This is a genomic window from Streptomyces sp. NPDC004752, from assembly GCF_053601275.1.
Genome location: NZ_JBSGBN010000039.1, coordinates 1 through 24,494, shown reverse-complemented (window position 1 = coordinate 24,494; position 24,494 = coordinate 1). Strand labels below are relative to the sequence as shown.

Sequence of the window (24,494 nt, the reverse complement as noted above, 5' to 3'; positions counted from 1 at the left end):
CGGTAGGTAGCGGTATCGGCTGTATCAACCGACGGTCCCGGGGCTCTGACTGACGACCGCCGTACCAGTGGGAGGACCTGCCATGGCACCACAGCGATTCCACGAGCAGTTCGACCAGATCCAGCGCTCCATGCCCGACGTCCCGCTGGCGATGGGCCCGGACGACTCCGCCGAGTTCTGCTACGAGAAGGGCGTCGTCCTCGCCCGCGACGGCGAGGAGGCACGCGTCGTCGAGGAGACCGTACGCAGCCACTTCGCCGCGGCGCCCGACCTGGTCGCCGACGAGGTGCGCCGGGCGGGTCCGCAGACCAACCGGACCGGCATCACCCGCATCCGGGTCGGCGACCCGGGCCACGGGGTGCGCGACGGCGACCCGGCCGTGGGGCACGCGCTGCGCGCCCTGCGCGAGGCGGAGGGACGCCGGGGTCACCGGCTGGTCAGCCGCAACCATGTGGTCTCGATCGCGGTCAACGCCTGTCCCGGCGACGAGCCCGTGCCCGCCCCGGCCGGCGAGCCGCCCAACCCGGCGACGGACGGCACGTTCTACGACCAGGACACGGCCGTCGGCGTCCTCGTCATCGACACCGGCCTCATGCACGACTACCGCTGCTACCCGCCGCTCGCCCACACACAGGGCGACGGGCAGATCATGGAGACCGACGAGGAGGGCGTCCTGCGGCAGTACGTCGGTCACGGCACGTTCATCGCGGGGCTGGTCGCCGCCGTCGCGCCCAACACCGACATCACCGTGCGGGGCACCCTCAACGACGCCGGAGCCGTCCTGGAGTCCGAGTTCGGCGCCAGGCTCTTCGAGGCCGTCGACCGGGACGGCTGGCCGGACATCATCAGCCTGTCCGCCGGCACCTCCAACGGCCGCACCGACGGGCTGCTCGGCGTCGACGCCTTCATGCGCGAACTGCGTGAGCAGGACACCCTGTTGGTCGCCGCGGCCGGCAACAACGGCAGCGCCACCCCGTTCTGGCCCGCCGCCTACGCCTCGCTGCCCGACTATCAGGACGCCGTGCTGTCGGTCGGCGCCCTGCGCGGCGACGGCGAGATGGGCGCCTGCTTCAGCAACCACGGCTCGTGGGTGGCGGCGTACGCCCCCGGCGAGCGCCTCGTCAGCTCCCTCACCGGCTTCGCGGCGCCCGTGCCGTACGTGTACCAGCACTCCACCTACGACGCCTGCCGGTACGGCTTCACCTACGCCTGCACCTGCCAGTCCCCGCGCCACACGGGCGTGTTGAGCAACGAGCGGGAGAGCACGCCGGGCGAGCCGGACCGGGTGACGTTCGCGGGCTTCGCGCGGTGGAGCGGCACCTCGTTCGCCACCCCGCTGGCCGCCGGGCTCGTCGCCGCACACATGAGCGCGCACAAGGAGAGCGATCCGCGCGCGGCCCGCAGGCAACTGCTCGAAGCCACCACCGCGTACGCGGAGGTGCGCGGGGCGCATGTGCCGGCGCTGCTGCCACCGACCTGGCGCCCGGCTCCGGTTGTGCGACTGGCAGCTGGGGCATGACGGCCGGAATCGCCCCCTCCACGGCGTACGATGACATGCCGTACACGAGGGGTGGGGCCGTGGAGCGAGCAGAGGTCGCCGCGCTGGTCCGGGCCGCCGTCGACGGCGACGCGGGGGCCTGGAAGGCGCTGGTGGAAGGGTTGAGCCCGCTGGTGTGGGCGGTGGTGCGGGCCCATCGGCTGTCCGACGCCGACGGCCACGAGGTCTACCAGACCGTGTGGTTCCGCTTCGCCCAGCACCTCGGCCGGATCCGGGAGCCGGAGAAGGCCGGGTCCTGGCTCGCCAGCACGGCCCGGCACGAGTGCCTCAAGGTCATCAAGAGCCTCACCCGGCTGATGCCGACGGACGACCCGCTCGTCCTGGACCGGGTGAGCGAGGACCGCACCCCGGAGCAACTGTTGATCGACTCCGAGGACGCGGCCGCCGAGGCCGAGCGGGTCCGCCGTCTGTGGCAGGAGTTCGAGGAACTGGGCGACCGCTGCCGCCGGTTGCTGCGCGTCCTGATGGCCTCGCCGCCGCCCAGCTATCTGGAGGTGTCGGCCGCCCTGGGCATCGCGGTCGGCAGCATCGGACCGCTGCGCCAGCGCTGCCTGCGCCGGCTGCGGGCCCGGCTCGACGCACGAGGGGCGGTGTGAGCGGCATGCGGGAGGAGAACGACCGGCACGGCGGGGAAGACGGGCGCGGCGGGAACGACGGGCGCGGCGAGGACGACTGGCAACTGCCCGCGGAGGCATTCGACCGGGCCGAGTTCGACCCGACCGGATTCGACCCGACCGAGTTCGATCGGGCCGGGTTCGACCGGACCGACTTCGACCGGACCGACTTCGACCCTGCCGGGTTCGATCCGGCGGAGTGTGACGACGGGCTGCTGGAGGAGGAGCTGCGCCAGGCGGCCGCCATCCGGGACCCCGTCCCCACCGAGCTGAGCCAACTGGCCCTCGACGCCTACGCGCTGTACGACCTCGACGCCCGGGTCGCCGAGCTGACCTTCGACTCCCTGGTGGACGCCCTGCCGATCAGAGGAGTGACGGACGCGCCGCGGATGCTCACCTTCCGCGCGGGCGAGCTGACCGTCGACGTCGAGGTCACCGGGCAGGGGCTGATGGGGCAGGTGCTGCCACCGCGGTCGGCGCGGATCGAGGTGCTCGGCGGACCGCAGTCGGCGGTCCCGGTCACCGTCGACGAACTGGGCCGCTTCACCAGCGACGTGCGGCCCGTCGGCCCGTTCGCGCTGCGGCTGCGCACCGGCGGCGACGTCGTCGTCACCGAGTGGCTGCGCGCCTGATCCGGCAGCCCCCGGTCACCGGGTGACGGGCAGCGTCAACTGCCCCCGGATCATGGTCTGGCACCGCCGGGCCACCTGGTCCGGGGGCCCGGCGAGCCACAGCCGGGGGAACCGGCTCAGCACTGTGTCGACCGGCGAGTTCGATCAGCGGCCGGCCGAGCAGGGCTCCGGTGCAGGAGTGCGTGCCGTGCCCGAAGGCCAGGCGTGGCCAGGGCTCATGGCCGGGGTCGGTGTGGTCCGGGTCGAGGGAGGCGGCCGGGTCGCGGTCGGCGGCCGGACAGGAGACGTGGACGGGCTTGCCCGCCGCCCGCCGCGCGCCTCGCTCAGGTCGATGTCCTTCAGGGCGATCCGGGCCAGACCCACGGTGTGCCGGTGCGGGATCCGGCGCGGCAGTTTGCGGGCACATCCAGGACGGCATGGCGTGACCCGGGGGCCACCGAAGCGCTCCGGGCGGAGGGGGTCAGCGGCCCGCGCCGTCCACCAGGGTGGCGAGCGCGGACGCGAGCCGGTGCAGTCCCGGCCCGGCCGGGCCGCCCGGTTCCGTCATATAGCCGTCCCTGCGGATCTCCACCATCACTGCGCCGACCCGGGGCTCCTTCCCGTAGAACTCCAGCGGCACATACGCCCCCGCGAACGGGCTGTCGAGCCCCGTCCCGCCGCACCCGGCAAACGCCTCGCGGGCCAGCTCCGCCAGCCCCGCCGGGGTGTGAAAGGCGTCGGTGCCCAGACAGACCGGCGGCCGGGGCCCGTCGCCGTGCAGCTCGTAGGGCAGCCGCTCGGTGGGATAGGAGTGCACGTCGATCACGACGGCCCGGCCGGTCGCGGCGAGCCGGTCCCGCACCGCCTCGGTCATGGCCCGCGCGTACGGCCGGAAGTACCGTTCGATCAAGGGACCCGGATCGGTGTCGGCGGGTCTCAGCGTCCCCCGCCGGGTGGTCCCGGTGTACACGGCCCCCATCCCCACGGCGAGCATGTCCTCCCGTTCGTCGGGGAACCGCTCCGGATCCACCACCAGCCGCGACAGCCGGTTCACGAACCGCCAGGGAACGACCCGGGCCAGCCCGGCCGCGGCCTCGGCCAGCTCCGCCGTGTGCGCGTCCGTGATGTCGTCCAGCTCCCGCTCCAGCGCGGCGTCGTCCAGCACGATGCCCGCGCGTACCGTCGCCGGTATCTCCCGCGCGGAGTGCGGCACATGCAGGATCACCGGGGAGTCGGCGGCGCCGGGGAGCAGTTCGAAGGACGGTGCGGCGATGTCCATACGGTGGCTCCCGGGGCGCTGTCGGCGATGCGGCGGATGATCCACGGCCCACGGTACGCGGGCGATCACTCCGGGATCTCCCCGGGATCTCCCGCACCGGCGCCGCCACGTGCTTCGTCTCGATCACGAACCCGTCGTGTCCGTACGGTGATTCGATCACCCGGAGCCGGTCGGCCGACGGGCTGAGCCCGGACGGCGGCGGACATGGCTCCGCCCCGGCCGGGCGGTGCAAAGGCCGGGGCGGAGCGGAGCGGACGGACCCGTGGGGTGCGCGTGCGGCCGCGGGGGCGGGAGGTCAGCTCAGGGAGGCGAGCGCCTCGTTCCAGGTGGCCGACGGGCGCATCACCTTGTCGGCCTCGGCCTTGACCGGCTGGTAGTAGCCGCCGATGTCGGCCGGGGAGCCCTGGACGGCGATCAGCTCGTCCACGATCTGCAGCTCCTGGGCGGTCAGCGTCTCCGCGAACGCGGCGAACGCCTTGGCCAGCTCCGTGTCCTCGGTCTGGCGGGCCAGCTCCTGCGCCCAGTACAGGGACAGATAGAAGTGGCTGCCGCGGTTGTCGATGCCGCCCACCCGGCGGGTCGGCGACTTGTTCTCGTTGAGGAAGGTCGCCGTGGCCCGGTCCAGGGTGTCGGCGAGGACCTGGGCGCGGGCGTTGCCGGTGGTCTTCGCGTACTGCTCGAAGGACGGCACCAGCGCGAAGAACTCACCGAGGGAGTCCCAGCGCAGGTAGTTCTCCTTGACCAGCTGCTGGACGTGCTTGGGCGCGGAGCCGCCGGCGCCCGTCTCGAACAGGCCGCCGCCCGCCATCAGCGGGACGACCGACAGCATCTTGGCGCTGGTGCCCAGCTCCAGGATCGGGAACAGGTCGGTCAGGTAGTCGCGGAGCACATTGCCGGTGACGGAGATGGTGTCCTCACCGCGGCGGATGCGCTCCACGGACAGCTTGGTGGCCTCCACCGGGGCCAGGATCCTGATGTCCAGGCCCTCGGTGTCGTGCTCCGGCAGGTACGCCTTGATCTTCTCGATCAGCACGGCGTCGTGGGCGCGGTTCTCGTCCAGCCAGAACACGGCCGGGTCGCCGGTGGCGCGGGCGCGGGTGACGGCCAGCTTGACCCAGTCGCGGATCGGGGCGTCCTTGGTCTGGCAGGAGCGGAAGACGTCGCCGGCGGAGACGGTCTGCTCCAGGACGACGTTGCCGGCCTGGTCGACGAGGCGGACGGTGCCCGTGACCGGGATCTCGAAGGTCTTGTCGTGGCTGCCGTACTCCTCGGCCTTCTGCGCCATGAGGCCCACGTTCGGCACCGAGCCCATGGTCGACGGGTCGTAGGCGCCGTGCGCCCGGCAGTCGTCGATCACGGCCTGGTAGACGCCGGAGTAGCTGGAGTCCGGCAGCACCGCGAGGGTGTCGTGCTCCTGTCCGTCCGGGCCCCACATATGGCCGGAGGTGCGGATCATGGCCGGCATGGAGGCGTCCACGATCACGTCGGAGGGGACGTGCAGGTTGGTGATGCCCTTGTCGGAGTCGACCATCGCCAGTCGCGGGCCCTCGGCCAGCTCGGCGTCGAAGGACGCCTTGATCTCGGCGCCGTTCGGCAGGGACTCAAGGCCCTTGAAGATGCCGCCCAGACCGTCGTTCGGGGTCAGACCGGCCGTGGCGAACGTCTCGCCGTACGTCGCGAAGGTCTTCGGGAAGAAGGCGCGCACCACATGGCCGAAGACGATCGGGTCGGAGACCTTCATCATCGTGGCCTTCAGGTGCACGGAGAACAGGACGCCCTCCTCCTTGGCGCGGGCGACCTGCGCGGTGAGGAACTCGCGCAGCGCGGCGACGCGCATCACGGAGGCGTCGACGACCTCGCCCGCCAGGACCGGCACGGACTCCCGCAGCACGGTGGTGGAGCCGTCGTCGCCCTTCAGCTCGATGCGCAGCGCACCGGTCTCGGCGATCACCGCGGACTTCTCGGTGGCACGGAAGTCGTCGGCGCCCATGGTGGCCACGTTGGTCTTGGACTCGGCGGTCCAGGCGCCCATGCGGTGCGGGTGGGTCTTGGCGTAGTTCTTCACCGAGGTGGGGGCGCGGCGGTCGGAGTTGCCCTCACGCAGCACCGGGTTGACGGCGGAACCCTTGATCTTGTCGTAGCGGGCGCGGATCTCGCGCTCCTCGTCGGTCTTCGGATCGTCCGGGTAGTCCGGCAGCGCGTAGCCCTTGCCCTGCAGCTCGGCGACCGCGGCCCTCAGCTGGGGGATCGACGCCGAGATGTTCGGCAGCTTGACGATGTTGGCCTCGGGCGTCCTGGCCAGCTCGCCCAGCTCGGACAGGGCGTCCGGGATGCGCTGGTCCTCGTTCAGGTACTCCGGGAAGACGGCGATGATACGGCCCGCCAGCGAGATGTCGCGGGTCTCCACGGCGACACCGGCCTGCGAGGCGTACGCCTGGATCACCGGCAGGAACGAATGCGTCGCCAGGGCCGGGGCCTCGTCTGTGTAGGTGTAGATGATGGTCGAGTCTGTCACCGGGTGCTCCGCTCCACGTCTGCAACATTGCTCGACATCAAGATATCTCGTACCCGCTCCCGACTCGACAGGGACCGACGACTCGACGCCATCACGGCCCGACTCCCCGCCCGACGGGAACGGACGATCACCCCGGCAGAAGCCGGCCCCACGGCGCCGCACAGTCCGCTCCACCTGCGACGCCCCGCCCGCGGAGACCGAGACCGGCTCCGGGGACCGGCTCCGGGGACCGCCCCCCGGGGACCGTCCTCGCAGCCCGTCCGGACGTGCCCCCGCCGCACAGCCGTGGCCCTACGCCGCGGGGGCCACCCCCTCGCATCCCGGAAACCCCGGTGGTGAGCGGCGGGGCAGCGGGGGTCAGGGGCGGTGGGCGTGGTCCAGGCCGGTTGGGTCGTTCGCCGTGGCTCGTTGCTGGGGGATCACCACCGTGCCCTGCTGGAGGGCGACCGTCCGTTCCGGTGCCGGGATGCGGATGCCCTCCTCGCGGTAGCGCCGGTGCAGGCGCTTGATGAACTCGTGCTTGATCCGATACTGGTCGCTGAACTCACCGACGCCCAGGATCACCGTGAAGCCGATCCGGGAGTCGCCGAAGGTGTGGAAGCGGATCGCGGGCTCGTGCTCGGGGACCGCCCCGGTGATCTTTGTCATCACCTCCGTGACGACCTCGCCCGTCACCCGCTCGACCTGGTCCAGATCGCTGTCGTAGCCGACCCCCACCTGCACCAGGATCGTCAACTCCTGCTCGGGGCGCGTGAAGTTGGTCATGTTCGTCTTCGCGAGCTGCCCGTTGGGGATGACCACCAGATTGTTGGAGAGCTGGCGGACTGTCGTCTGCCGCCAGTTGATGTCCACGACGTAACCCTCCTCCCCGCTGCTCAGCCGGATGTAGTCACCGGGCTGGACGGTCTTGGAGGCGAGGATGTGGATGCCCGCGAACAGGTTGGCGAGGGTGTCCTGGAGCGCGAGGGCCACGGCCAGACCGCCGACGCCCAGGGCGGTCAGCATCGGCGCTATCGAGATGCCCAGCGTCTGCAGCATCACCAGGAACCCGATGGCGAGGACCAGTACCCGGGTGATGTTCACGAAAATGGTGGCCGAACCGGCGACCCCGGACCGGGACTGGGTGACCGTCCGCACCAGACCGGCGATCACCCGGGCCGCGGCGCCGCTCACCACGAGGATCAGCAGGACCTGCAACGCCTGGTCGGTGTGGTGCCGCACGGTCCGGGTCAGCGGCAGCACCCTCGCCGCGACGGCCACGCCGCCCGCGATCGCCGCCCAGGGCACAACGGTCCGCAGGGCGTCCACGACGACGTCGTCGCCGCCCCAGCGGGTCCGCTTGGCGTGCTTGGCCAGCCAGCGCAGCAGCGTCCGGGACAGGAACGCCGCCACCAGGCCCGCCGCCACGGCGATCCCGGCGAGGAACAGATCGTGCGCGGTGAGGGCGCGGTTCACCGGTCACCTCCGGTGCGGCGCCCTGGGGCGTGCGGCGCGTCCGACGGCCGGATGTGATGTCTCGTCACGTTGTCACCTGCTTGTGTCCGGGATGTGCGAGCGCGTCGGCCGTACGTACGGTGCGAAGGCCCGGCCGCGCCCGTTCATCCTGCCGTATCCGGTACGGGAGTTCGCCCCACGGCCGACCGCGCGGACGACGGCCCGGCGACCCGGCGGCCCGCTCAGGCGCCAGCTCCGGTACGCCGGCACCCGTGGCTCACAGGTCGGTGAAGGATCCGTGCCGACCGGCGCCGTCGGCGAACCGGGCCGCCCCCTCCATCGCCTCGGCCAACACCGCTGATCCGCGCCGGAGTTCACCCCGCAGCGCCGCCTCCTCCGTCAGCCCCTCCTGCGCCAGCACCGACGCCCGGTCGGCGCGCAGGCACTCCTGCGGGAAACGCGCGAGGGCCGCGGCCAGCGCCTCCGCCTCGGCGCGGGCCCGGCCGGTGGGCACGATCCGGTCGGCCAGACCCATCTCGTACGCCTCGCGGGCCGGGACCGGCCGCCCGGTGAGGATCATGTCCAGCGCCCTGCCGGTGCCGATCAGCCGGGGAAGCCGTACCGTGCCGCCGTCGACGAGCGGGACGCCCCAGCGGCGGCAGTACACGCCGAAGACCGCGTCCTCCTCCGCCACCCGCAGATCGCACCACAGGGCGAGTTCCAGGCCCCCGGCGACCGCATGCCCGGCGACCGCGGCGATCACCGGCTTGGACAGGCGCATCCGGGTAGGACCCATCGGGCCGTCACCGTCCTCGGCCACCCGGTTGCCCCGGCCGGTGCCGAGCGCCTTCAGGTCCGCGCCCGCGCAGAATGTGCCGCCCGCACCCCACAGCACCGCCACCCGCGCCTCGGCGTCGGCCTCGAACGCCCGGAAGGCGGCGGCGAGTTCGGCCGCGGTCGGCCCGTCCACCGCATTGCGGACCGCGGGCCGGGACAGGACGACGGTGGTGACGTGTCCCTCGTGTTCCAGGCGCACCGGCACGGACGGCTCTCCTCCCTGGGACGCCGGCCGCGCCGCGCCCCCGTCGGCTCGAAGGGCCCACTGTGCCTCAGATCACCTTCAGCCGCACCAGCGCGCCCAGTGTCAGCGCCCCCGGCAGCAGCGGCACCCACACGGTGATGATCCGGTAGGCGAGGACCACCGCGGTGGCGACCGCGACCGGTCCGCCCGCCGCCACCAGGGCCACGATCAGCGCGGCCTCGACGGAGCCGAGGCCGCCCGGCGTGGGCACCAGCGCCACCGCCACCGTCGCCGCGAGATAGGCCAGCGCCATGTGCGCCGGCGCCACCGGCAGGTCCAGCGCCCGTCCCACCGCGGCGAGACCGGCGGCCTGGAGCGCCGGGAAGGCCAGCGACCCGCCCCACAGGGCCAGCGCCCGCGACGGACGCGTGTGCACCGAGCGTGCCTCGCCCAGCGCGCTGCGCAGGAAGGACCACACGGCCGTGCGCAGCCGCCGGACGAGCGCCAGCACGCCCGCCGCCACCGCCAGCAGCGCGCCGACGACCAGCAGCAGCGGGCCGAGCGCCCCGGTGGGCAGCAGGCCGCCCACCCGCAGCGCGTGCGGGAAGGCGATCAGCAGTGCGGCCAGCAGACCCACCCGGCCCACCGACTCGGCCAGCAGATACAGCGCGACCGCGGCCGACGAACGGGCGAGCGGGACCCCGCACACGGTCATGAAGCGCAGGTTCACCGCGCTCGAACCCAGCCCCGTCGGCAGCAGATGGTTGGCCGCGTTCGCCGCGAACTGCGTGGCCAGCAGCCGCCGCTTGGGCAGCGGCTGCACGACCGCACCCTGCCGGGTCACCGCGGCCGCCACCCAGGTCAGGCAGGTGGCGCCGCCGGCCGCCAGCAGCCACGGCCAGGAGGCGGTGCGCAGATGGCCGAAGCCCTCGGCGAGCACCGAGCGGTGCTGCACCGCGACCGCGGTGACGAGCACGAGCGGGGCCAGGCACAGGACCTGGCGGAGGGGGAGGCGCCGCAGAAGACGTCGCCCCCTGCGGGGATCGGGGAGGGGTGCCGCTGTCACATCCGAAGAGGTTTTCCGCTCCGCGTCAACGGCGGGTGGCCGGATCGCGGACGGCGGCTTACGTACGGGTAGCGGGTGAGCGGAGGGGCGTCTCGGGTCCCTCGCGCGGGGTGTTGTTCCTCCGCAGTTGACCTCAACGTAGCTCAAGGTCCTACGTTCTCGTCCATGAGCATGGAGACCACAGCCTGGACACAGTTGCACAGCGTGATGACGGCCCAGCAGGAGCGCCGCCCGCTGGCCCGCGCCACCCTGCGCCGTATCGCCGTCTTCGCCCGCCCGCACCGCCGCCGCATCGCCCGGTTCGTCCTGCTCGGGGTGGTGACGGCACTGCTCGCCGTCGCCACGCCGGTGCTCGCCGGCCGCGTCGTGGAAGCGATCGTGTCGCACGGGGACACGGGCACCGTCGTCCGGCTGGCCCTGCTGATCGCCCTGATTGCGGTCGTCGAGGCGGCCCTCGGCATTCTCGGCAGACGGCTCTCGGCGACGCTCGGGGAGGGACTCATCCTCGACCTCCGCACGGCTGTGTTCGACCATGTGCAGCGGATGCCGGTCGCGTTCTTCACGCGCACGCGTACGGGAGCGCTCGTCAGTCGTCTCAACAACGACGTCATCGGCGCCCAGCGGGCGTTCAGCAACACCCTGTCGGGAGTGGTCAGCAACGTCGTCACGCTGCTGCTCACCCTCGCCGTCATGCTCACCCTGTCCTGGCAGATCACCCTGCTCGCGCTGGTGCTGCTCCCGGTGTTCGTGCTCCCGGCCCGCCGGATGGGCAGCCGGATGGCCCGGATGCAGCGCGAGGCCGCGGCGCTCAACGCGGCGATGGGCACCCGTATGACCGAACGCTTCTCGGCCCCCGGCGCGACCCTGGTGAAGCTCTTCGGCCGGCCGGAGGAGGAGTCCGCGGAGTTCGCGGCCCGCGCCGGCCGGGTGCGGGACATCGGCATCCGCACGGCGACCGCCCAGTCGGCGTTCATCACCGCCCTCACCCTGGTGTCCTCCCTGGCCCTCGCCCTGGTCTACGGGCTCGGCGGCTTCCTCGCGCTGCGCGGCAGCCTGGAGGCGGGCGCGGTGGTGTCGCTGGCGCTGCTGCTGACCCGGCTGTACGCGCCGCTGACCGCGCTCGCCGGCGCCCGGGTCGAGGTGATGAGCGCGCTGGTCAGCTTCGAGCGGGTCTTCGAGGTGCTCGATCTGAAGCCGCTGCTGGCGGAACGGCCGGACCCGCGCGAGGTGCCCGAGGGGCCGGTGGCGGTCGAGTTCGCGGACGTCCGCTTCGGCTACCCGTCCGCCGACAAAGTCTCCCTCGCCTCCCTGGAGGAGGTCGCCGTCCTGGACACGCGCGGCGGCGCCGAGGTCCTGCACGGCATCTCCTTCCGTGCCGAACCCGGGCGGACGGTGGCCCTCGTCGGCTCCTCCGGCGCCGGGAAGTCCACGATCGCGCAGCTGCTGCCGCGCCTGTACGACGTCGACGGGGGCGCGGTGCGGATCGGCGGCGTCGACGTCCGGGAGCTGAGCGCGGCCTCGCTGCGGGCCACCCTCGGCATGGTCACCCAGGACGGCCATCTCTTCCACGACACGGTACGGGCCAACCTGCTGCTGGCCCGCCCCGCGGCCGGCGACGCCGAACTGTGGGAGGCGCTGACACGGGCCCGTCTGGACGACGTCGTACGGTCGCTGCCCGACGGCCTGGACACGGTGGTCGGCGAACGCGGCTACCGGCTCTCCGGCGGCGAGCGGCAGCGCATGACCATCGCGCGGCTGCTGCTGGCCCGGCAGCGCGTGGTCATCCTCGACGAGGCCACCGCCCATCTGGACAACACCTCCGAGGCTGCAGTCCAGGAGGCGCTCGCCGAGGCCCTGGAGGGCCGGACCGCCGTGGTGATCGCCCACCGGCTGTCCACGGTCCGGGCCGCCGATCTGATCCTGGTGGTCGAGGACGGGCGCATCGTGGAGCGCGGCACCCACGAGGAACTCCTCGCGGCGGACGGGCGGTACGCCGAGCTGCACCGCACCCAGTTCGAGGGGCAGGACACGGAACCGGCGGCGGGCTGATCGCCTGCCCCGTCGCCCAGCCCGCCTCGGCCCCTCGCCCCCGTCGGCCCCTCGCGCCGCCGTGCCGCTGATCACCATGGGTTACGCTCGGCCGACCGAAGCAGGAGGAAGCCGGAAGGTGCGTAGCCATGAGTGACATCGAGATCCGCGACGACCGGGCGGCGGGCCGACTGGAAGCCGTTTCCGGCGCCGAAGTCGTCGGTCACATCGAGTACTTCGTCCTGGAGTCACCGGGGCGCGCTCTGGTCCCCGTCCACACCATCGTGGAACCGGCGCACGAGGGGAAGGGCATCGCCGGCTCCCTGGCCCGCGAGCTGTACGTCCTCGCCGGGCGCGAGGGCGTCCCGGTGGCCCCGCTCTGCCCGTACGTCGTGAAGTGGGCCGCCCGCCACCCCGAGGAGGCGCCGCCCGCCGACCGCGAACTGCTGCGGGCCGCGAAGTCCTGGCTGGCGGCCCACCCCGGCCGGTTCTGACCGGGGGAGGCGGCCGAGACCGTCCCGGTGGTCCTGCTGCTCGGCGTGCCGGCCTGCGCCGTCGTACGGCCGCGGGGGCTCTCGGAGGCGGCCGTCGCCGTGGCGGGGGCGCCGTGGCTGCCCCGGCGGCGGCTGCCGTCGTGGGGGTGGGCGCCTGGAGCGGGCGCGCGCTGCTGCCGGTCCGCGCGGGCTTCCGGGGGCCACTGCGGCTGTCCCGGCCGCGGCCGTCGTGGTGATGGTGGGCGCCGTGGCGGAAGCACCGTGACGGTAGGCGCCGTGTCCGCCGCGGGCGCCTGGCAGCGGACGCGCGCCCTGCTGCCGGTGATCGTTCGTGCTCCTCGCGCTGATCCTGGTGCTCGTCCAACTGTGCGCGGACGAGGGCCTGTTCGAGGCGTCCAGGGCGGGCCGTCGCCCGCTGCCGGCGCCCGTTGCCGCCGACGGCAGCCCGCGGCGCATGCTCACCGGGGTGTTCGTGGTCGCCGCCGCGAGCACGGCCGTGCTCAGCCCGGACGCGCCCGTCGTCCTCCGCACCCCGCGGTGTTCGCCACCCCCGCCCGGGCAGGCGCGCGGGCCCGCCCGCAGGTGTACTCGACCGGGGACGCCGGACTCTCGCGCCGTCGCCGGCGCGGACGCGATACCGGTGCGCCCTGGTGAGTGGTGGACGTGGTGCCGGGTACGTGGAGGAGTAGTCCAGTGGCGATGTCGAGTGGCCCGCCGGAGGACGTCATGAGCAATCCGCATCCCGAACCCGCCCCGCCCGGACCCACGCCGGGTCCCGGCCCCCGGCCGCCGGACCCCTATCCGAGCCCGGTACCGCCCCCCGAGCCGCCGCCGGCCCCGGAACCGCCCCCGGCGCCCGGCCCGGTCCCCACTCCGCCGCCGGCTCCGCGTCCGGGGCCGCCCCCGGAGCCCTCGCCGTCCCCGATCCCGCCCGGCCCGGAACCCGTACCGAGCCCCGAACCGGGTCCGCCGCTGACCTGACACGACGGCGGCGGGCGACCCCGCAGGGGCCACCCGCCGCAGCGGCCGGGGCTTTGCTACGCCTCGACCTGGGAGCGGTCCCCGCCCCACAGTGTGTGGAACGAGCCGTCGCGGTCGACGCGGCGGTAGGTGTGCGCTCCGAAGAAGTCCCGCTGCCCCTGAGTCAGGGCCGCGGGCAGCCGCTCGGCGCGCAGGGCGTCGTAGTAGGCGAGCGCCGCGGCGAACCCCGGAGTCGCGACGCCCTGCCGGGTCGCCGCGACCAGCACCTCGCGCCAGTCGTCCTGCGCCGCCGCGATCTCCCGTGCGAACGTCTCGTCGGACAGCAGGCTCGGCAGATCCGGCCGGGCGTCGTACGCGGCGCGGATGCGGTCCAGGAACGCCGCCCGGATGATGCAGCCGCCGCGCCAGATGGCGGAGACCGCGCCGAGGTCGATGCTCCAGTCGTACTCCGCGCTGCCCGCGGCGATCTCGTGGAAGCCCTGCGTGTACGACACGATCTTGGACGCGTACAGGGCCTGCTCCACCCGGTCGGCGAACGCCGCCGCCTCCGCCTCGGCGAGCGCGGCCGGCTTCGGCCCGGCCAGGTTCCGCGACGCCTCCCGCAGCGCGGCGTGGCCCGACAGCGAGCGGGCGAACACGGCCTCGGCGATGCCCGACACCGGCACGCCCAGGTCGAGGGCGATCTGCACCGTCCAGCGGCCGGTGCCCTTCTGCTCCGCCTGGTCCACCACGACGTCCACGAACGGCTTGCCCGTCGCCGCGTCCACGTGGGACAGCACCTCGGCCGTGATCTCGATCAGATAGGAGTCGAGACGGCCCGTGTTCCAGGTGCGGAAGATGTCCGCGATCTGCGCGGGGGAGTAGCCGGCGACGTCGCGCAGCAGTTGGTACGCCTCGCCGATCAGCTGCATGTCGGCGTACTCGATGCCGTTGTGCACCATCTTCACGAAGTGCCCGGCTCCGTCGGGGCCGACATGGGTGACACAGGGCGCCCCGTCCGCGGCCTTCGCGGAGATCTTCTCCAGCATCGGCCCGAGGGATCCGTACGACTCCTTCGAGCCGCCCGGCATGATGCTCGGCCCGTGCAGCGCGCCCTCCTCGCCGCCGGAGATCCCCGTGCCCACGAAGTGGATGCCCTGCTCGCGCAGCTCGCGCTCGCGGCGCCGGGTGTCCCTGAAGTGCGCGTTGCCGCCGTCGATGATCATGTCGCCGGGCTCCAGCAGCGGGGCGAACTCCTGGATCACCGCGTCGGTCGGGTCGCCCGCCTTCACCATGACGACCAGGCGTCGGGGCCGCTCCAGCGCCGCCACGAACTCCTCGGCGGTCTCGGCGGCGACGAAGTCCCCTTCGTGGCCGAACCCCTTCACCAGCTCCCGGGTCCGGGTCGCGGTCCGGTTGTGCACCGCGACCGTGTACCCGTTGCGCGCGAAATTACGGGCGAGATTGCGGCCCATGACCGCGAGACCCGTGACGCCGATCTGGGCTGACGTGCTCATACGGTTGGCTCCTCAAGCATCCTGGACATCGGTGGTGCCGGTCGTGCCGCCAGTATTGCCCGCGACCATCCCGACGTGCCGGTACGCCACCCGCACGTCCTGACTGTTCCGGTCGCTGCGTCCTGGTCGGTCCGGCCGTACAGGCAGATACGCACGCCGAGCCCCACCCGCCTCATCCCTATCCCAACCGGGGTGGATTCCCGGTCACTTGTGAGGCGGGGCGGCCGATTGCCGTCTTGTCATGGCCTGTTCGCGGCGCTTACCTTGGCCGCTCCTGCGCAAGTCGAGGGGGCTCTCCATGGCCGTACGCGGCCGGCACCGCCGGTACCAGCCGAACAGGATCAACCGCGTCTCGCTCACGGCCACGGCGGGCGGCGTCGGCATCGCGATCCCGCTGATCGGCGCCGGAACGGCCGACGCGGCCGACGTGGCCACCTGGAACAAGGTCGCCGCCTGCGAGTCGAGCGGCGACTGGAGCATCAACTCCGGCAACGGGTACTACGGCGGGCTGCAGTTCACCCAGTCCACCTGGGCGGCGTACGGCGGCACGGCATACGCGCCACGCGCGGATCTGGCCACCCGGGCCCAGCAGATCGCGGTGGCGGAGCAGGTGCTCGACGGGCAGGGGCCCGGCGCCTGGCCGACATGCTCGACCCGGGCGGGGCTCGCCCGGGGCGGCGCCGCCCCCGGCACGCACACCCAGAGCGCCGCGACCCGGCCCGCCCAGAGCCCGGCGCACGATGTGCGGCCGCAGACCACGCCGCAGTCCCGGGCGGGCCAGGCACGGATGTACACGGTGGTGCACGGCGACACCCTCTCCGGTATCGCCGGGGACCAGCGGGTGCGGGGCGGCTGGCAGCGGCTCTACTCGGCCAACCGGAGCACGATCGGCTCCGACCCCGATCTGATCCTGCCGGGTCAGCGGCTCGACCTGCGCGCCAAGGCCGCCCCGACGGCCGCGAGCCGCTCCGGCACCGGTACACCGGAGAAGAGAGCCCCGCAGCAGAAGAAGGCCCCGCAGGCGAAGCAGGTCCCGCGGCAGAAGAAGGCCCCGGAAACCAAGAAGACGCCGCCGGAGGCGAAGAAGTCCTCCTCGGCGGCGAAAAAGGCGGCCGACAGCGGCCATGCGTCGGCGGGCGCCCACTCCCTCGTGGCGCCCGTGCAGGCCGCCACCGGCACGCCGTACCACGCCTCGGGCGCGCACTGGTCGAAGGGCTATCACACCGGCGTCGACTTTCCCGTGCCCACCGGCTCCTCCGTCAAGGCGGTCGCGGCCGGGCACGTGGTCTCGGCCGGCTGGGGCGGCTCCTTCGGCTACCAGGTGGTGATCCGGCACGCCGACGGCCGCTACTCGCAGTACGCCCATCTGTCGGCGATCTCCGTGAAGTCCGGCCAGACGGTCACCGCGGCGCAGCGCATCGGCCGCTCGGGATCCACCGGCAACTCCACGGGCCCGCATCTGCACTTCGAGGTGCGGACGGGGCCCGGATTCGGCACGGACATCGACCCGGTCGCCTATCTCCGGGCGGGCGGCGTCACGATCTGACCCGGCGGCGTCAGGATCCGACCGGCGCGCGGTGCCGATCCTGGCGCGGCGGCGGTACCGGGACGCCGCTGTAGAACGGGCCGCAGGAGGCGGAGAGCGTGTACGCGTCCCACATCTGCGCTCCGCCGTCACCCCCGCGCACGCCGCCCGGCCCCGCTCCGAACACCCTCTCCTCGGCCGTCGGACCGGCGTCCGGCTCCGCCCGGTCCGCCGCGGAGCGCTGCCGCGGCAGCACCACACACGGCTCCCCGCCCGCCCCCGGCCCGCCGATGGCGGACACGGGCTGAGGCTCGTCGGGCCGCAGGGCGGGCGCGAGGCGCTCGGTCGTCAGCAGGACCAGTCCGCCCGCCGCCAGCACACCGCAGCCGAGCGCGAGGACGGTACCCGTGGAGCCGTACCGGAAGGTCTCGCCGAACAGGGTGAGGCCGACCGCGGCGGCCAGCACCGGGTTCACCACGGTCAGCGTGGCGAGCGGCGCGGCCAGGCCCCCACCGCGGTACGAGGACTGCGACAGCAGCACGCCGCAGACCGCGAACACGCCGATCACGGTCAGCGACGGCAGGTCCGCCAGGACGATCCCGCTGCTCCAGTCGACCGCGACGGTCTTGGTGAACACGGAGGACATGCCGAACGCGATGCCGGAGGCACTCGCGAGCAGCACGCTGCGCACCGCGGAATGCCGGTGCGTCATACGGCCCGCGATCATCAGGGCCACGACCGCACCGCCGGTGACGAGCGCGACCGCCACCCGGGCGGGGCCGTCGAGCGAGTGGGCGTCGGACGTGCCGACCAGGGACAGCAGACCCGCGAGGCCGACCGTGGCCATGATCGCGCCGCGCCAGGCGGTGGCCCCGGCCCTGCGCCCCACGAACAGCGCCGCCATGGGCAGCGCGAACACGATGGTCAGGGCACCCAGCGGCTGCACCAGGCTGAGCGGGCCGTAGGCCAGCGCCACCACGTGCAGCAGCCCGCCGAGTCCGTTCAGCGCCATCGCCGCCCACCAACTCGGCCGGCGCACCGCCGCGTACCGGTCGTCCGGGGAGGAAGACACCGCCACCCGCTCCTGCACGATCGCTCCGCCCGCGTAGGCGACGGCGGAGACGAACGAGAGCACCACGGACAACGCGAGGGCACTCATGAGCCGCTCCTCTGCGCGGAGCGAGGGCACCGGGCCCGGTGCGGCGAACGATCGTCTTCCATGGCGAACACTCTGCCCGTCCGAGGGCTTCCCGTCGTCGTACCTGAGCAGGCAATGGGTCCTACTGCCGATGGAGTACGGTCCGCCCCCTGTCATCCCACGGGTGGGCGACGCAGGGTGGACCCCGGTCGCCCCGCGCCGTCAACGGCCCTGGTACTACTCCTGTTCGTGGACCTCGACCCCGACCTCGACCCCGATTCCGACCCCGACCCCACCCCTGACCTGGCCCCTGACCTCGACCCCGATCTCGCCGCGCTCCGCCCGCTCGGCGGCTTCTTCGTGCTGCGCACCAGTGGGGCCGCCGGGGCGGATCCGTCCCGGCGGCTGCCGACGCTCGCGGACGCCTACGCCGACACGAGGTCGGATGTTTACGGAATCCCGCTCGCTTTCCGTGTGCGGGTCGTGGCCCGGCGTCTGCGCGCCGCGGAGCCTCGGGTGTGCGCGTCCGTCGCCCAGCAGGGGCTCGCCGCCCGGCTGTGGTCGGCGGCGCTCGGCTGCGCCGCCCTGTACGGCCGCGTACCCGGCCTCGCCCCGGGACTGCTGCGCTGGGACCCCGAGGCCGGTGCCCCCGAGGACCTGTGGCTGACCGAGGTGCGTGCCCTGCCCGGGACGGCCGCCGTGCTCGCGGACACCGTGCTGGACGCACACCTTCGGCCCCTGGGCGGGGCGCTGCGCGCCCGCTACGGGATCGCCGCGGGCCTCCTGTGGGGGAACGCCGGTTCGGCGCTCGCCGGGGCGGCCCGCGAACTGGACCGTTGGGCGCGCGCCAGCGGCCGCGGCGATGTCGCGGACCGGGCCCGCGCGCTCACCGCCGAACTCTTCACCCACCCCCTGCTGAGCCCCACCGGCACCCTCACCAAAACCGCCTTCCGGCGCCGGAGCTGCTGCCTGTACTACCGGGTTCCCGGCGGCGGGCTCTGCGGCGACTGCTGCCTCACCCGCCCGCCGCGCCCTTCCTCGCGCGTGCCCCGTCCGGGCGACCATGGGGGGACCGGCCGGTGAGGCCAGGGGGTGGCGGGTGCGAAGGGCGTGCCCCAACTGCTGCGCGCCGTACAGGACATCGACCCGGCGGCCCAGGTCGAGCTGTGCGCCGGTGCCCCCGACACCCCGGAGATCGACCGGGAGTTCCGCGACCTGTTCCGGGAACTGAGCCGGGTCCGCGCCGCAGTGCACTGGATCACGCGGATGCTGCCGCGTGCCGACGTCGTCCAACTCCTCACGCACGCGGCCGTGTTCGTCTGCCCGTCGGGGTACGAGCCGCTCGGCATCGTCAATCTGGAGGCGATGGCCTGCGGCACTGCGGTGGTGGCGTCACGGGTCGGCGGCATCCTGATCCGCGGTCAGGTCACCCGGTCCGTACTGTCCCCGGGCGTGGTGATCGACCCGGGCGCCGTCGTCCAGGGTTCGGTGCTGCACGACAACGTTCACGTCGGCCGGGGCGCGGTGGTCCGCGGGGCCGTGCTCGACAAGAACGTCGACGTGCCGCCCGGCGCGACCATCGGCGTCAACCCGGCGCGGGACGCCGAGCTGTACACGGTCTCCGCGGGCGGGGTGATCGTGCTCGGCAAGGGGCTGCCGGTCTTCTGACGGGCCGCAAAGGGCAGCCGGTCTTCTGACGGGCCGCCGTCGGCGCCCGCCGCTTTCGGTACCGGCACCGCCGCGCGGGTGACGCGCCGCGGACCCCCCGCGGGATCCCCGGCCTTCCGGCCCGCGGACCTTCAGGATGCAGACATCGATGTCGAGATCCGGAGGTCATCCGAGATGAGAGTGACCCGGCGTCCGCGACTGTGCCTGGCCGGGGTGATGGCGGCGTCCGCGCTGTTCGCCACCCCCGCCGCACGGGCCGCCGAGCCGACCGTCGGCCACCTCACCGACCTGGTCGACCCGTTCATCGGGACCCAGAACGAGGGCAACACCTTCCCCGGCGCCGCCGTGCCCTTCGGCATGGTGCAACTGTCCCCGGACACCGGGCACAGCACCGGCTACGACTACTCCCACAGCCGTATCCGCGGCTTCTCGCTGGTCCATCTCTCGGGCGTCGGCTGCCGCATCGGCGGCGACCTGCCCGCGCTGCCGACCACCGGAGACGTCACACAGACGGACTACGCCCGGTACGCGGCCGGGTTCCGGCACGACGACGAGCGGGCGAGCCCCGGCTACTACCGGGTGGGCCTGTCCTCCGGGATCGACGCCGAACTCACCGCCACCGCCCGCACCGGAGTGCAGCGCTACACCTTCCCCGCCACCGACAAGGCCAATGTGCTGCTGAACGCGGCCCAGTCGCTGCACAAGGCGGTCGCCGGCAAGGTGGAGATCCTCGACGACCGGACGGTGCGCACCGAGATCACCGGCCGTGGCTTCTGCCGGGACACCCTGCCCTACACCGTGTACACGCTGACCCGCTTCGACCGGCCGTTCACGGCGTACGGCACCTGGGACCGCGCCACCGTCACGCCCGGTGCGCGGACCGGGGCCGGGGGCGCCTACCTCCGCTTCGATACGACCCGGGAGCGCACCGTCACGGCGACCACCGCCCTGTCGTACGTCGACGCGCACGGCGCGCAGGTCAACCTGCGGGCGGAGGGCGGCCGTTCCTTCGACGCCGTGCGCGACGCGGCCCGGCGGGCGTGGGAGGAGCGGCTCGGCACGGTCCGGGTCACGGGCGGCGACGAGCCGCGGCGGCGCACCTTCTACTCGTCGCTGTACCGGTCGTTCCTCGCGCCGAACGTCGGCAGCGACGCGGACCGCCGCTACCGGGGCTGGGACCTGCGGGTGCACCGTGCGCGGGACTTCACGTACTACCAGAACTGGTCCCTGTGGGACACCTACCGCACCCAGTGCCAACTGCTCGCCCTGCTCGCGCCGCGCGAGGCCCGCGACATGGCGGTGTCGGTGGTCAGGGTCGGCGAGGAGGGCGGCTGGCTGCCCAAGTGGGGCTACGGCACGGTCGAGACGAACATCATGACGGGCGACCCGGTCACCCCGTTCCTGACCACCGCCTACCAGCAGGGACTGCTCGCCGGGGCCGCCGGGTACGACGAGCGGGCGTACCGCCTGCTGCGGCGCAACGCCGACGGTGTGCCGCCGGCCGGCCTGCCGATGGCGGGCCGCGAGGCCAACGCCGAGTACCTCGCGCACGGCTTCGCCCCGTACGACAAGGGCCGCCCGCAGGCCAAGCTGGGCGACTCCGACTATCACCAGGGCGGCTCGGTGACCCTGGAGTACGCCCTGTCCGACGCGATGCTCGCGCAGATGGCGCGCGGCCTCGGCCACACCGGCGACGCCGCCCGGTACGCGGCCCGGTCCCGGAACTACCGCACTGTCTTCGACGCCTCGACCGGGTTCTTCCGGGCCCGGGACGCCTCCGGCGCCTTCACCGGACCGGCCGACCCGGCGCACAGCGTCGGCTTCCACGAGGGCACCGCCTGGCAGTACCAGTGGCTGGTCCCGCAGGACCTGCCGGGGCTGATCGACCTGATCGGCGGCGAGCGGGTGGCGAACGACCGGCTGGACGCGTTCTTCGCCTACGACCGGCTGCTGGCCGACCCGGCGGGCACCGCCCGTCAGGTGTGGGTGCACGGCGATCCGTACGCGTACTACCACGCGGACAAGTACAACCCGCAGAACGAGCCCGACCTCATCGCCCCGTACACCTATCTGTCGACCGGTCAGCCCTGGAAGACCACCGACGTGGTGCACGCGGCGCTCACCCTCTTCACCGGCACGCCGACCGGCATCACCGGCAACGACGACCTCGGCACCATGTCCGCCTGGCATGTGCTCTCCTCGATCGGGCTCTTCCCGATCCAGCCCGGATACGGCACCTGGGGCCTGTCCACGCCCGTCTTCGACCGGGTCGAGCTGATCCTGGACCGGCACCACTGGCCGAGCGGCGGGCTGACCATCACCGCGCCCGGCACCTCGGCCGCCGACCGCTACGTCCGGACGGTCCACGCAGACGGGGTGCCCTACCGCCGGACGTATCTGACGACGGGTGCGCTGCGCTCCCTGCGGTCGCTCGCGTTCACGGTCGGCCCGCGCCCGTCAGAGTGGGGTACCTCACGGCAGGCGGCCCCACCTGCCCTGACGTGACCTCAAGCGGCTCATGAGTCCCGCCCCTTTCGGAGGAGCGGGACCTTCATCTGACGTTAACTGTGCGTAGTCTGATCGTACTTGACCGTAATTGCCGCTCGGGGGTTGACTGCTCGTCCACCCTCCGCCGACGCGAGGCAAGCCCTTGACATCCCATCTGCTCGCCCCCCTCGACCTGGCGTTCTGGAACATCGAGTCCGACCTGCACCCGATGCACCTGGGCGCGCTCGGTGTCTTCGGCACACACTCGCCCACCGCCGGCGCGCACGCCGCCGACCTGCTCGCCGCCCGCGCCGCCGCCGTGCCCGGACTGCGCATGCGCATCCGGGACGTGTGGCAGCCGACCGGATCCCCGCTGGCCATCCCGCTCGCCTTCGGCGGTGCGGCCCGCGAACCCGATCCCGCCTTCGACCCCCTGAACCACGTGCGGCTGCACGCCCCCACCGACGACTTCCAGGCCGTCGCGGGCCGGCTGATGCAGCGCCCGCTGGAACGCGACCGGCCGCCCTGGGAGGCGCACGTCCTGCCCGGCGCGGACGGTGTCTCCTTCGCCGTGCTGTTCAAGTTCCACCATGCGCTGGCCGACGGTCTGCGGGCGCTCAAGCTCGCCGCCGGCGTGCTCGACCCGGTGGACCTGCCACGCCGCGACCCCCGCCCCGCCGAGCCGCCACGCCGGACGGTGCCCGATGTGCGCAGGCTGCCCGGTCTGCTGCGCGGCGCCCTGTCCGACATCGGCCGCGCCCTCGACATCGGCGCCTGTGTCGCCCTGTCCGGCCTGGACGTGCGCTCGTCCGCCGCGCTCACCTCCGCCCCCAGCGGCACCCGCCGCACCGCGGGCGTCGTCCTCGACATCGACGAGGTGCACCGGATCCGGAAAACCGTCGGCGGCACCGTCAACGACGTCCTCATCGCCGTCGTCGCGGGCGCCCTGCGGCGCTGGCTCGACGAGCGCGGCGACGGCAGCGAAGGGGTCGCCCCGCGCGCCCTGATCCCCGTCTCCAAGCGCCGCCCGCGCGCCGCGCACCCGCAGGGCAACCGGCTCTCCGGGTACCTGATACGGCTCCCCGTGGGAGAGCCCGACCCGCTGCGCCGCCTCGGCACGGTCCGTGCCGCGATGGACCGCAACAAGGACGCGGGACCCAACCGGGGCGCCGGCGCCGTGGCGCTGCTCGCCGACCATGTGCCCGCGCTGGGGCACCGGATCGGCGGACCGTTCGTCGGCCAGGCCGCCCGACTCTGGTTCGACATCCTGGTCACCAGCGTGCCGCTGCCCGGCCTGGGCCTGCGGCTCGGCGGCCACCAGTTGACCGAGGTCTACCCCTTCGCCCCGCTCGCCCCCGGCCAGTCCCTCGCGGTCGCGATCTCGACCTACCGCGGCCGGGTCCACTACGGACTCGTCGCGGACGCACGGGCTGTGCCCGACCTCGACCGGCTGGCCCGCGCGGTGACCGACGAGGTCGAAGCCCTGATCACGGTCTGCGAGGCATGAGCGCGGCGAGCGGGCCCTGATCGCCGCGGCGCCCGGCCCACGCCGCCGACCGGTGCCGCACGGGTTCGGCGGTGGGTGCGGCCGGGCTCGGCGGTGCGGCCCGGTTTGGCGGTGTGATCGGGCTCGGCGGTGTGACTGGGTTTGGCGGTGCGGCCGGGCGCTCCGTAAAATTCCGCGTTCGACGGCGGGCGCGACCGGAGCGCCCCGCGGTGATCAGGGAAACGGCAGCGCGATGACGGTGACAGAGGACGGCCCGACGGCCCCCGAGAGGGCGTCGGCGCCCGGTGACGACGCGGCGTACGGTCCGGGCATCGACCCCGAACGCCTCGCGGTGTGCCTCGGCGTGCTGGAGGAACTGGGCCGGATCGAGATCGACCACCCCGACGCGATCAAGGTGCGCCGCGCCACCTCGCACATCTACCGCACGGTCAAGCAGCGCCGCCGCCAGGAGCGCCGGGCTGCCAAGACCGCCCACGACAAGGTGGTCACCGAGGCCACCGCGACCGGCTCCGCGCAGCGCATCGACGACGAGACCGAGGGCATCCTGCCCTCCTCGATGACCGAGACGGGCCGGATCGCGGGGATACTCCAGCGCCCGCGCTCCTGCTACATCTGCAAGCAGCGCTTCGTCGAGGTCGACTACTTCTACCACCAGCTCTGCCGGCAGTGCGCCGCCGAGAACCGGGCCCGCCGCGACGCCCGCGCCGACCTCAGTGGCAAGCGGGCGCTGCTCACCGGCGGCCGGGCCAAGATCGGCATGTATATCGCGCTCAGGCTGCTGCGGGACGGCGCGCACACGACGATCACGACGCGGTTCCCGAACGACGCGATCCGCCGCTTCAAGGCCCAGCCCGACAGCGACGAGTGGATCCACCGCCTGAAGATCGTCGGCATCGATCTGCGCGACCCCGCCCAGGTGGTGGCGCTGGCCGACTCGGTCGCCGCCGAGGGCCCGCTCGACATCCTGATCAACAACGCGGCGCAGACGGTGCGCCGCTCCCCGCAGGCGTACGGCGAACTGGTCGCCGCCGAGTCCGCCCCGCTGCCGGCCGGTGAGCTGCCGGCCGCCGAG

The 24,494-nt window shown here is 73.4% G+C and carries 17 protein-coding genes and 1 pseudogene; 11 read left to right on the top strand and 7 right to left on the bottom strand.

Going from position 1 to position 24,494, the window contains the following annotated elements; genetic code table 11:
- The first annotated feature begins 82 nt into the window (after window positions 1-82).
- The 3 genes from ACWEKM_RS18290 to ACWEKM_RS18280 all read left to right on the top strand — a co-directional run bounded on the left by ACWEKM_RS18290 (window position 83) and on the right by ACWEKM_RS18280 (window position 2,804).
- Window positions 83-1,519, top strand: coding sequence for a S8/S53 family peptidase (locus tag ACWEKM_RS18290; protein WP_451622200.1), 1,437 nt, complete (start codon window positions 83-85; stop codon window positions 1,517-1,519).
- A 35-nt stretch (window positions 1,520-1,554) separates the two neighbouring features.
- The gene (locus ACWEKM_RS18285; protein WP_451622199.1) at window positions 1,555-2,154 is read left to right on the top strand and encodes an RNA polymerase sigma factor; all 600 of its coding nucleotides are present in this window, start codon (window positions 1,555-1,557) and stop codon (window positions 2,152-2,154) included.
- A gap of 230 nt (window positions 2,155-2,384) precedes the next feature.
- Entirely contained in the window at window positions 2,385-2,804 is a 420-nt protein-coding gene (locus ACWEKM_RS18280) for a hypothetical protein (protein ID WP_451622239.1), read from the top strand.
- Window positions 2,805-3,264: 460 nt separating this feature from the next.
- On the opposite strand, the gene ACWEKM_RS18275 is transcribed toward ACWEKM_RS18280, so the two are convergent.
- From ACWEKM_RS18275 to ACWEKM_RS18255, 5 genes are all read right to left on the bottom strand, one after another.
- On the bottom strand, window positions 3,265-4,062 hold the full coding sequence (locus tag ACWEKM_RS18275) for an N-formylglutamate amidohydrolase (RefSeq protein ID WP_451622198.1): 798 nt from the start codon (window positions 4,060-4,062) through the stop codon (window positions 3,265-3,267).
- A gap of 295 nt (window positions 4,063-4,357) precedes the next feature.
- Entirely contained in the window at window positions 4,358-6,577 is a 2,220-nt protein-coding gene (locus ACWEKM_RS18270) for an NADP-dependent isocitrate dehydrogenase (RefSeq protein ID WP_451622197.1), read from the bottom strand.
- A gap of 357 nt (window positions 6,578-6,934) precedes the next feature.
- Window positions 6,935-8,032, bottom strand: a complete 1,098-nt coding sequence (locus ACWEKM_RS18265; protein WP_451622196.1) for a mechanosensitive ion channel family protein — start codon at window positions 8,030-8,032, stop codon at window positions 6,935-6,937.
- Window positions 8,033-8,288: 256 nt separating this feature from the next.
- Entirely contained in the window at window positions 8,289-9,053 is a 765-nt protein-coding gene (locus ACWEKM_RS18260) for a crotonase/enoyl-CoA hydratase family protein (RefSeq protein WP_451622195.1), read from the bottom strand.
- A gap of 67 nt (window positions 9,054-9,120) precedes the next feature.
- Entirely contained in the window at window positions 9,121-10,098 is a 978-nt protein-coding gene (locus tag ACWEKM_RS18255) for a lysylphosphatidylglycerol synthase transmembrane domain-containing protein (RefSeq protein ID WP_451622194.1), read from the bottom strand.
- Window positions 10,099-10,269: 171 nt separating this feature from the next.
- Here ACWEKM_RS18255 and ACWEKM_RS18250 point away from each other — a divergent pair, with 171 nt between their 5' ends.
- The gene (locus ACWEKM_RS18250) at window positions 10,270-12,147 is read left to right on the top strand and encodes an ABC transporter ATP-binding protein (RefSeq protein ID WP_451622238.1); all 1,878 of its coding nucleotides are present in this window, start codon (window positions 10,270-10,272) and stop codon (window positions 12,145-12,147) included.
- A 128-nt stretch (window positions 12,148-12,275) separates the two neighbouring features.
- Complete coding sequence (locus ACWEKM_RS18245) at window positions 12,276-12,620, top strand: GNAT family N-acetyltransferase (protein WP_451622193.1); 345 nt, start codon at window positions 12,276-12,278, stop codon at window positions 12,618-12,620.
- A 1,037-nt stretch (window positions 12,621-13,657) separates the two neighbouring features.
- On the opposite strand, the gene gndA is transcribed toward ACWEKM_RS18245, so the two are convergent.
- The gene (gndA, locus tag ACWEKM_RS18240) at window positions 13,658-15,097 is read right to left on the bottom strand and encodes an NADP-dependent phosphogluconate dehydrogenase (protein ID WP_451622192.1); all 1,440 of its coding nucleotides are present in this window, start codon (window positions 15,095-15,097) and stop codon (window positions 13,658-13,660) included.
- Between the two features lie 298 nt (window positions 15,098-15,395).
- On the opposite strand from gndA, the gene ACWEKM_RS18235 reads away from it, so the two are divergent.
- The gene (locus tag ACWEKM_RS18235) at window positions 15,396-16,643 is read left to right on the top strand and encodes a transglycosylase family protein (RefSeq protein WP_451622191.1); all 1,248 of its coding nucleotides are present in this window, start codon (window positions 15,396-15,398) and stop codon (window positions 16,641-16,643) included.
- Window positions 16,644-16,653: 10 nt separating this feature from the next.
- On the opposite strand, the gene ACWEKM_RS18230 is transcribed toward ACWEKM_RS18235, so the two are convergent.
- A complete protein-coding gene (locus tag ACWEKM_RS18230; protein ID WP_451622190.1) occupies window positions 16,654-17,781 on the bottom strand; it encodes a DMT family transporter in 1,128 nt (375 codons plus the stop codon).
- 282 nt (window positions 17,782-18,063) lie between these two features.
- Between ACWEKM_RS18230 and ACWEKM_RS18225 the strand changes: the two genes are divergently transcribed.
- The 5 genes and pseudogenes from ACWEKM_RS18225 to ACWEKM_RS18205 form a co-directional block, all read left to right on the top strand.
- Window positions 18,064-18,843: a (2Fe-2S)-binding protein gene (locus tag ACWEKM_RS18225; RefSeq protein WP_451622237.1), complete on the top strand. Its 780-nt coding sequence runs from the start codon at window positions 18,064-18,066 to the stop codon at window positions 18,841-18,843.
- A 21-nt stretch (window positions 18,844-18,864) separates the two neighbouring features.
- Window positions 18,865-19,428 (top strand): annotated as a pseudogene (locus tag ACWEKM_RS18220) (glycosyltransferase); the annotation flags it as partial.
- Between the two features lie 174 nt (window positions 19,429-19,602).
- Window positions 19,603-21,933, top strand: a complete 2,331-nt coding sequence (locus ACWEKM_RS18215; protein WP_451622189.1) for a GH92 family glycosyl hydrolase — start codon at window positions 19,603-19,605, stop codon at window positions 21,931-21,933.
- A 145-nt stretch (window positions 21,934-22,078) separates the two neighbouring features.
- Window positions 22,079-23,422, top strand: coding sequence for a wax ester/triacylglycerol synthase family O-acyltransferase (locus tag ACWEKM_RS18210; RefSeq protein WP_451622188.1), 1,344 nt, complete (start codon window positions 22,079-22,081; stop codon window positions 23,420-23,422).
- Between the two features lie 232 nt (window positions 23,423-23,654).
- Window positions 23,655-24,494, top strand: an 840-nt coding sequence (locus ACWEKM_RS18205) for an SDR family NAD(P)-dependent oxidoreductase (RefSeq protein ID WP_451622187.1), incomplete at its 3' end; no start/stop codon positions are given.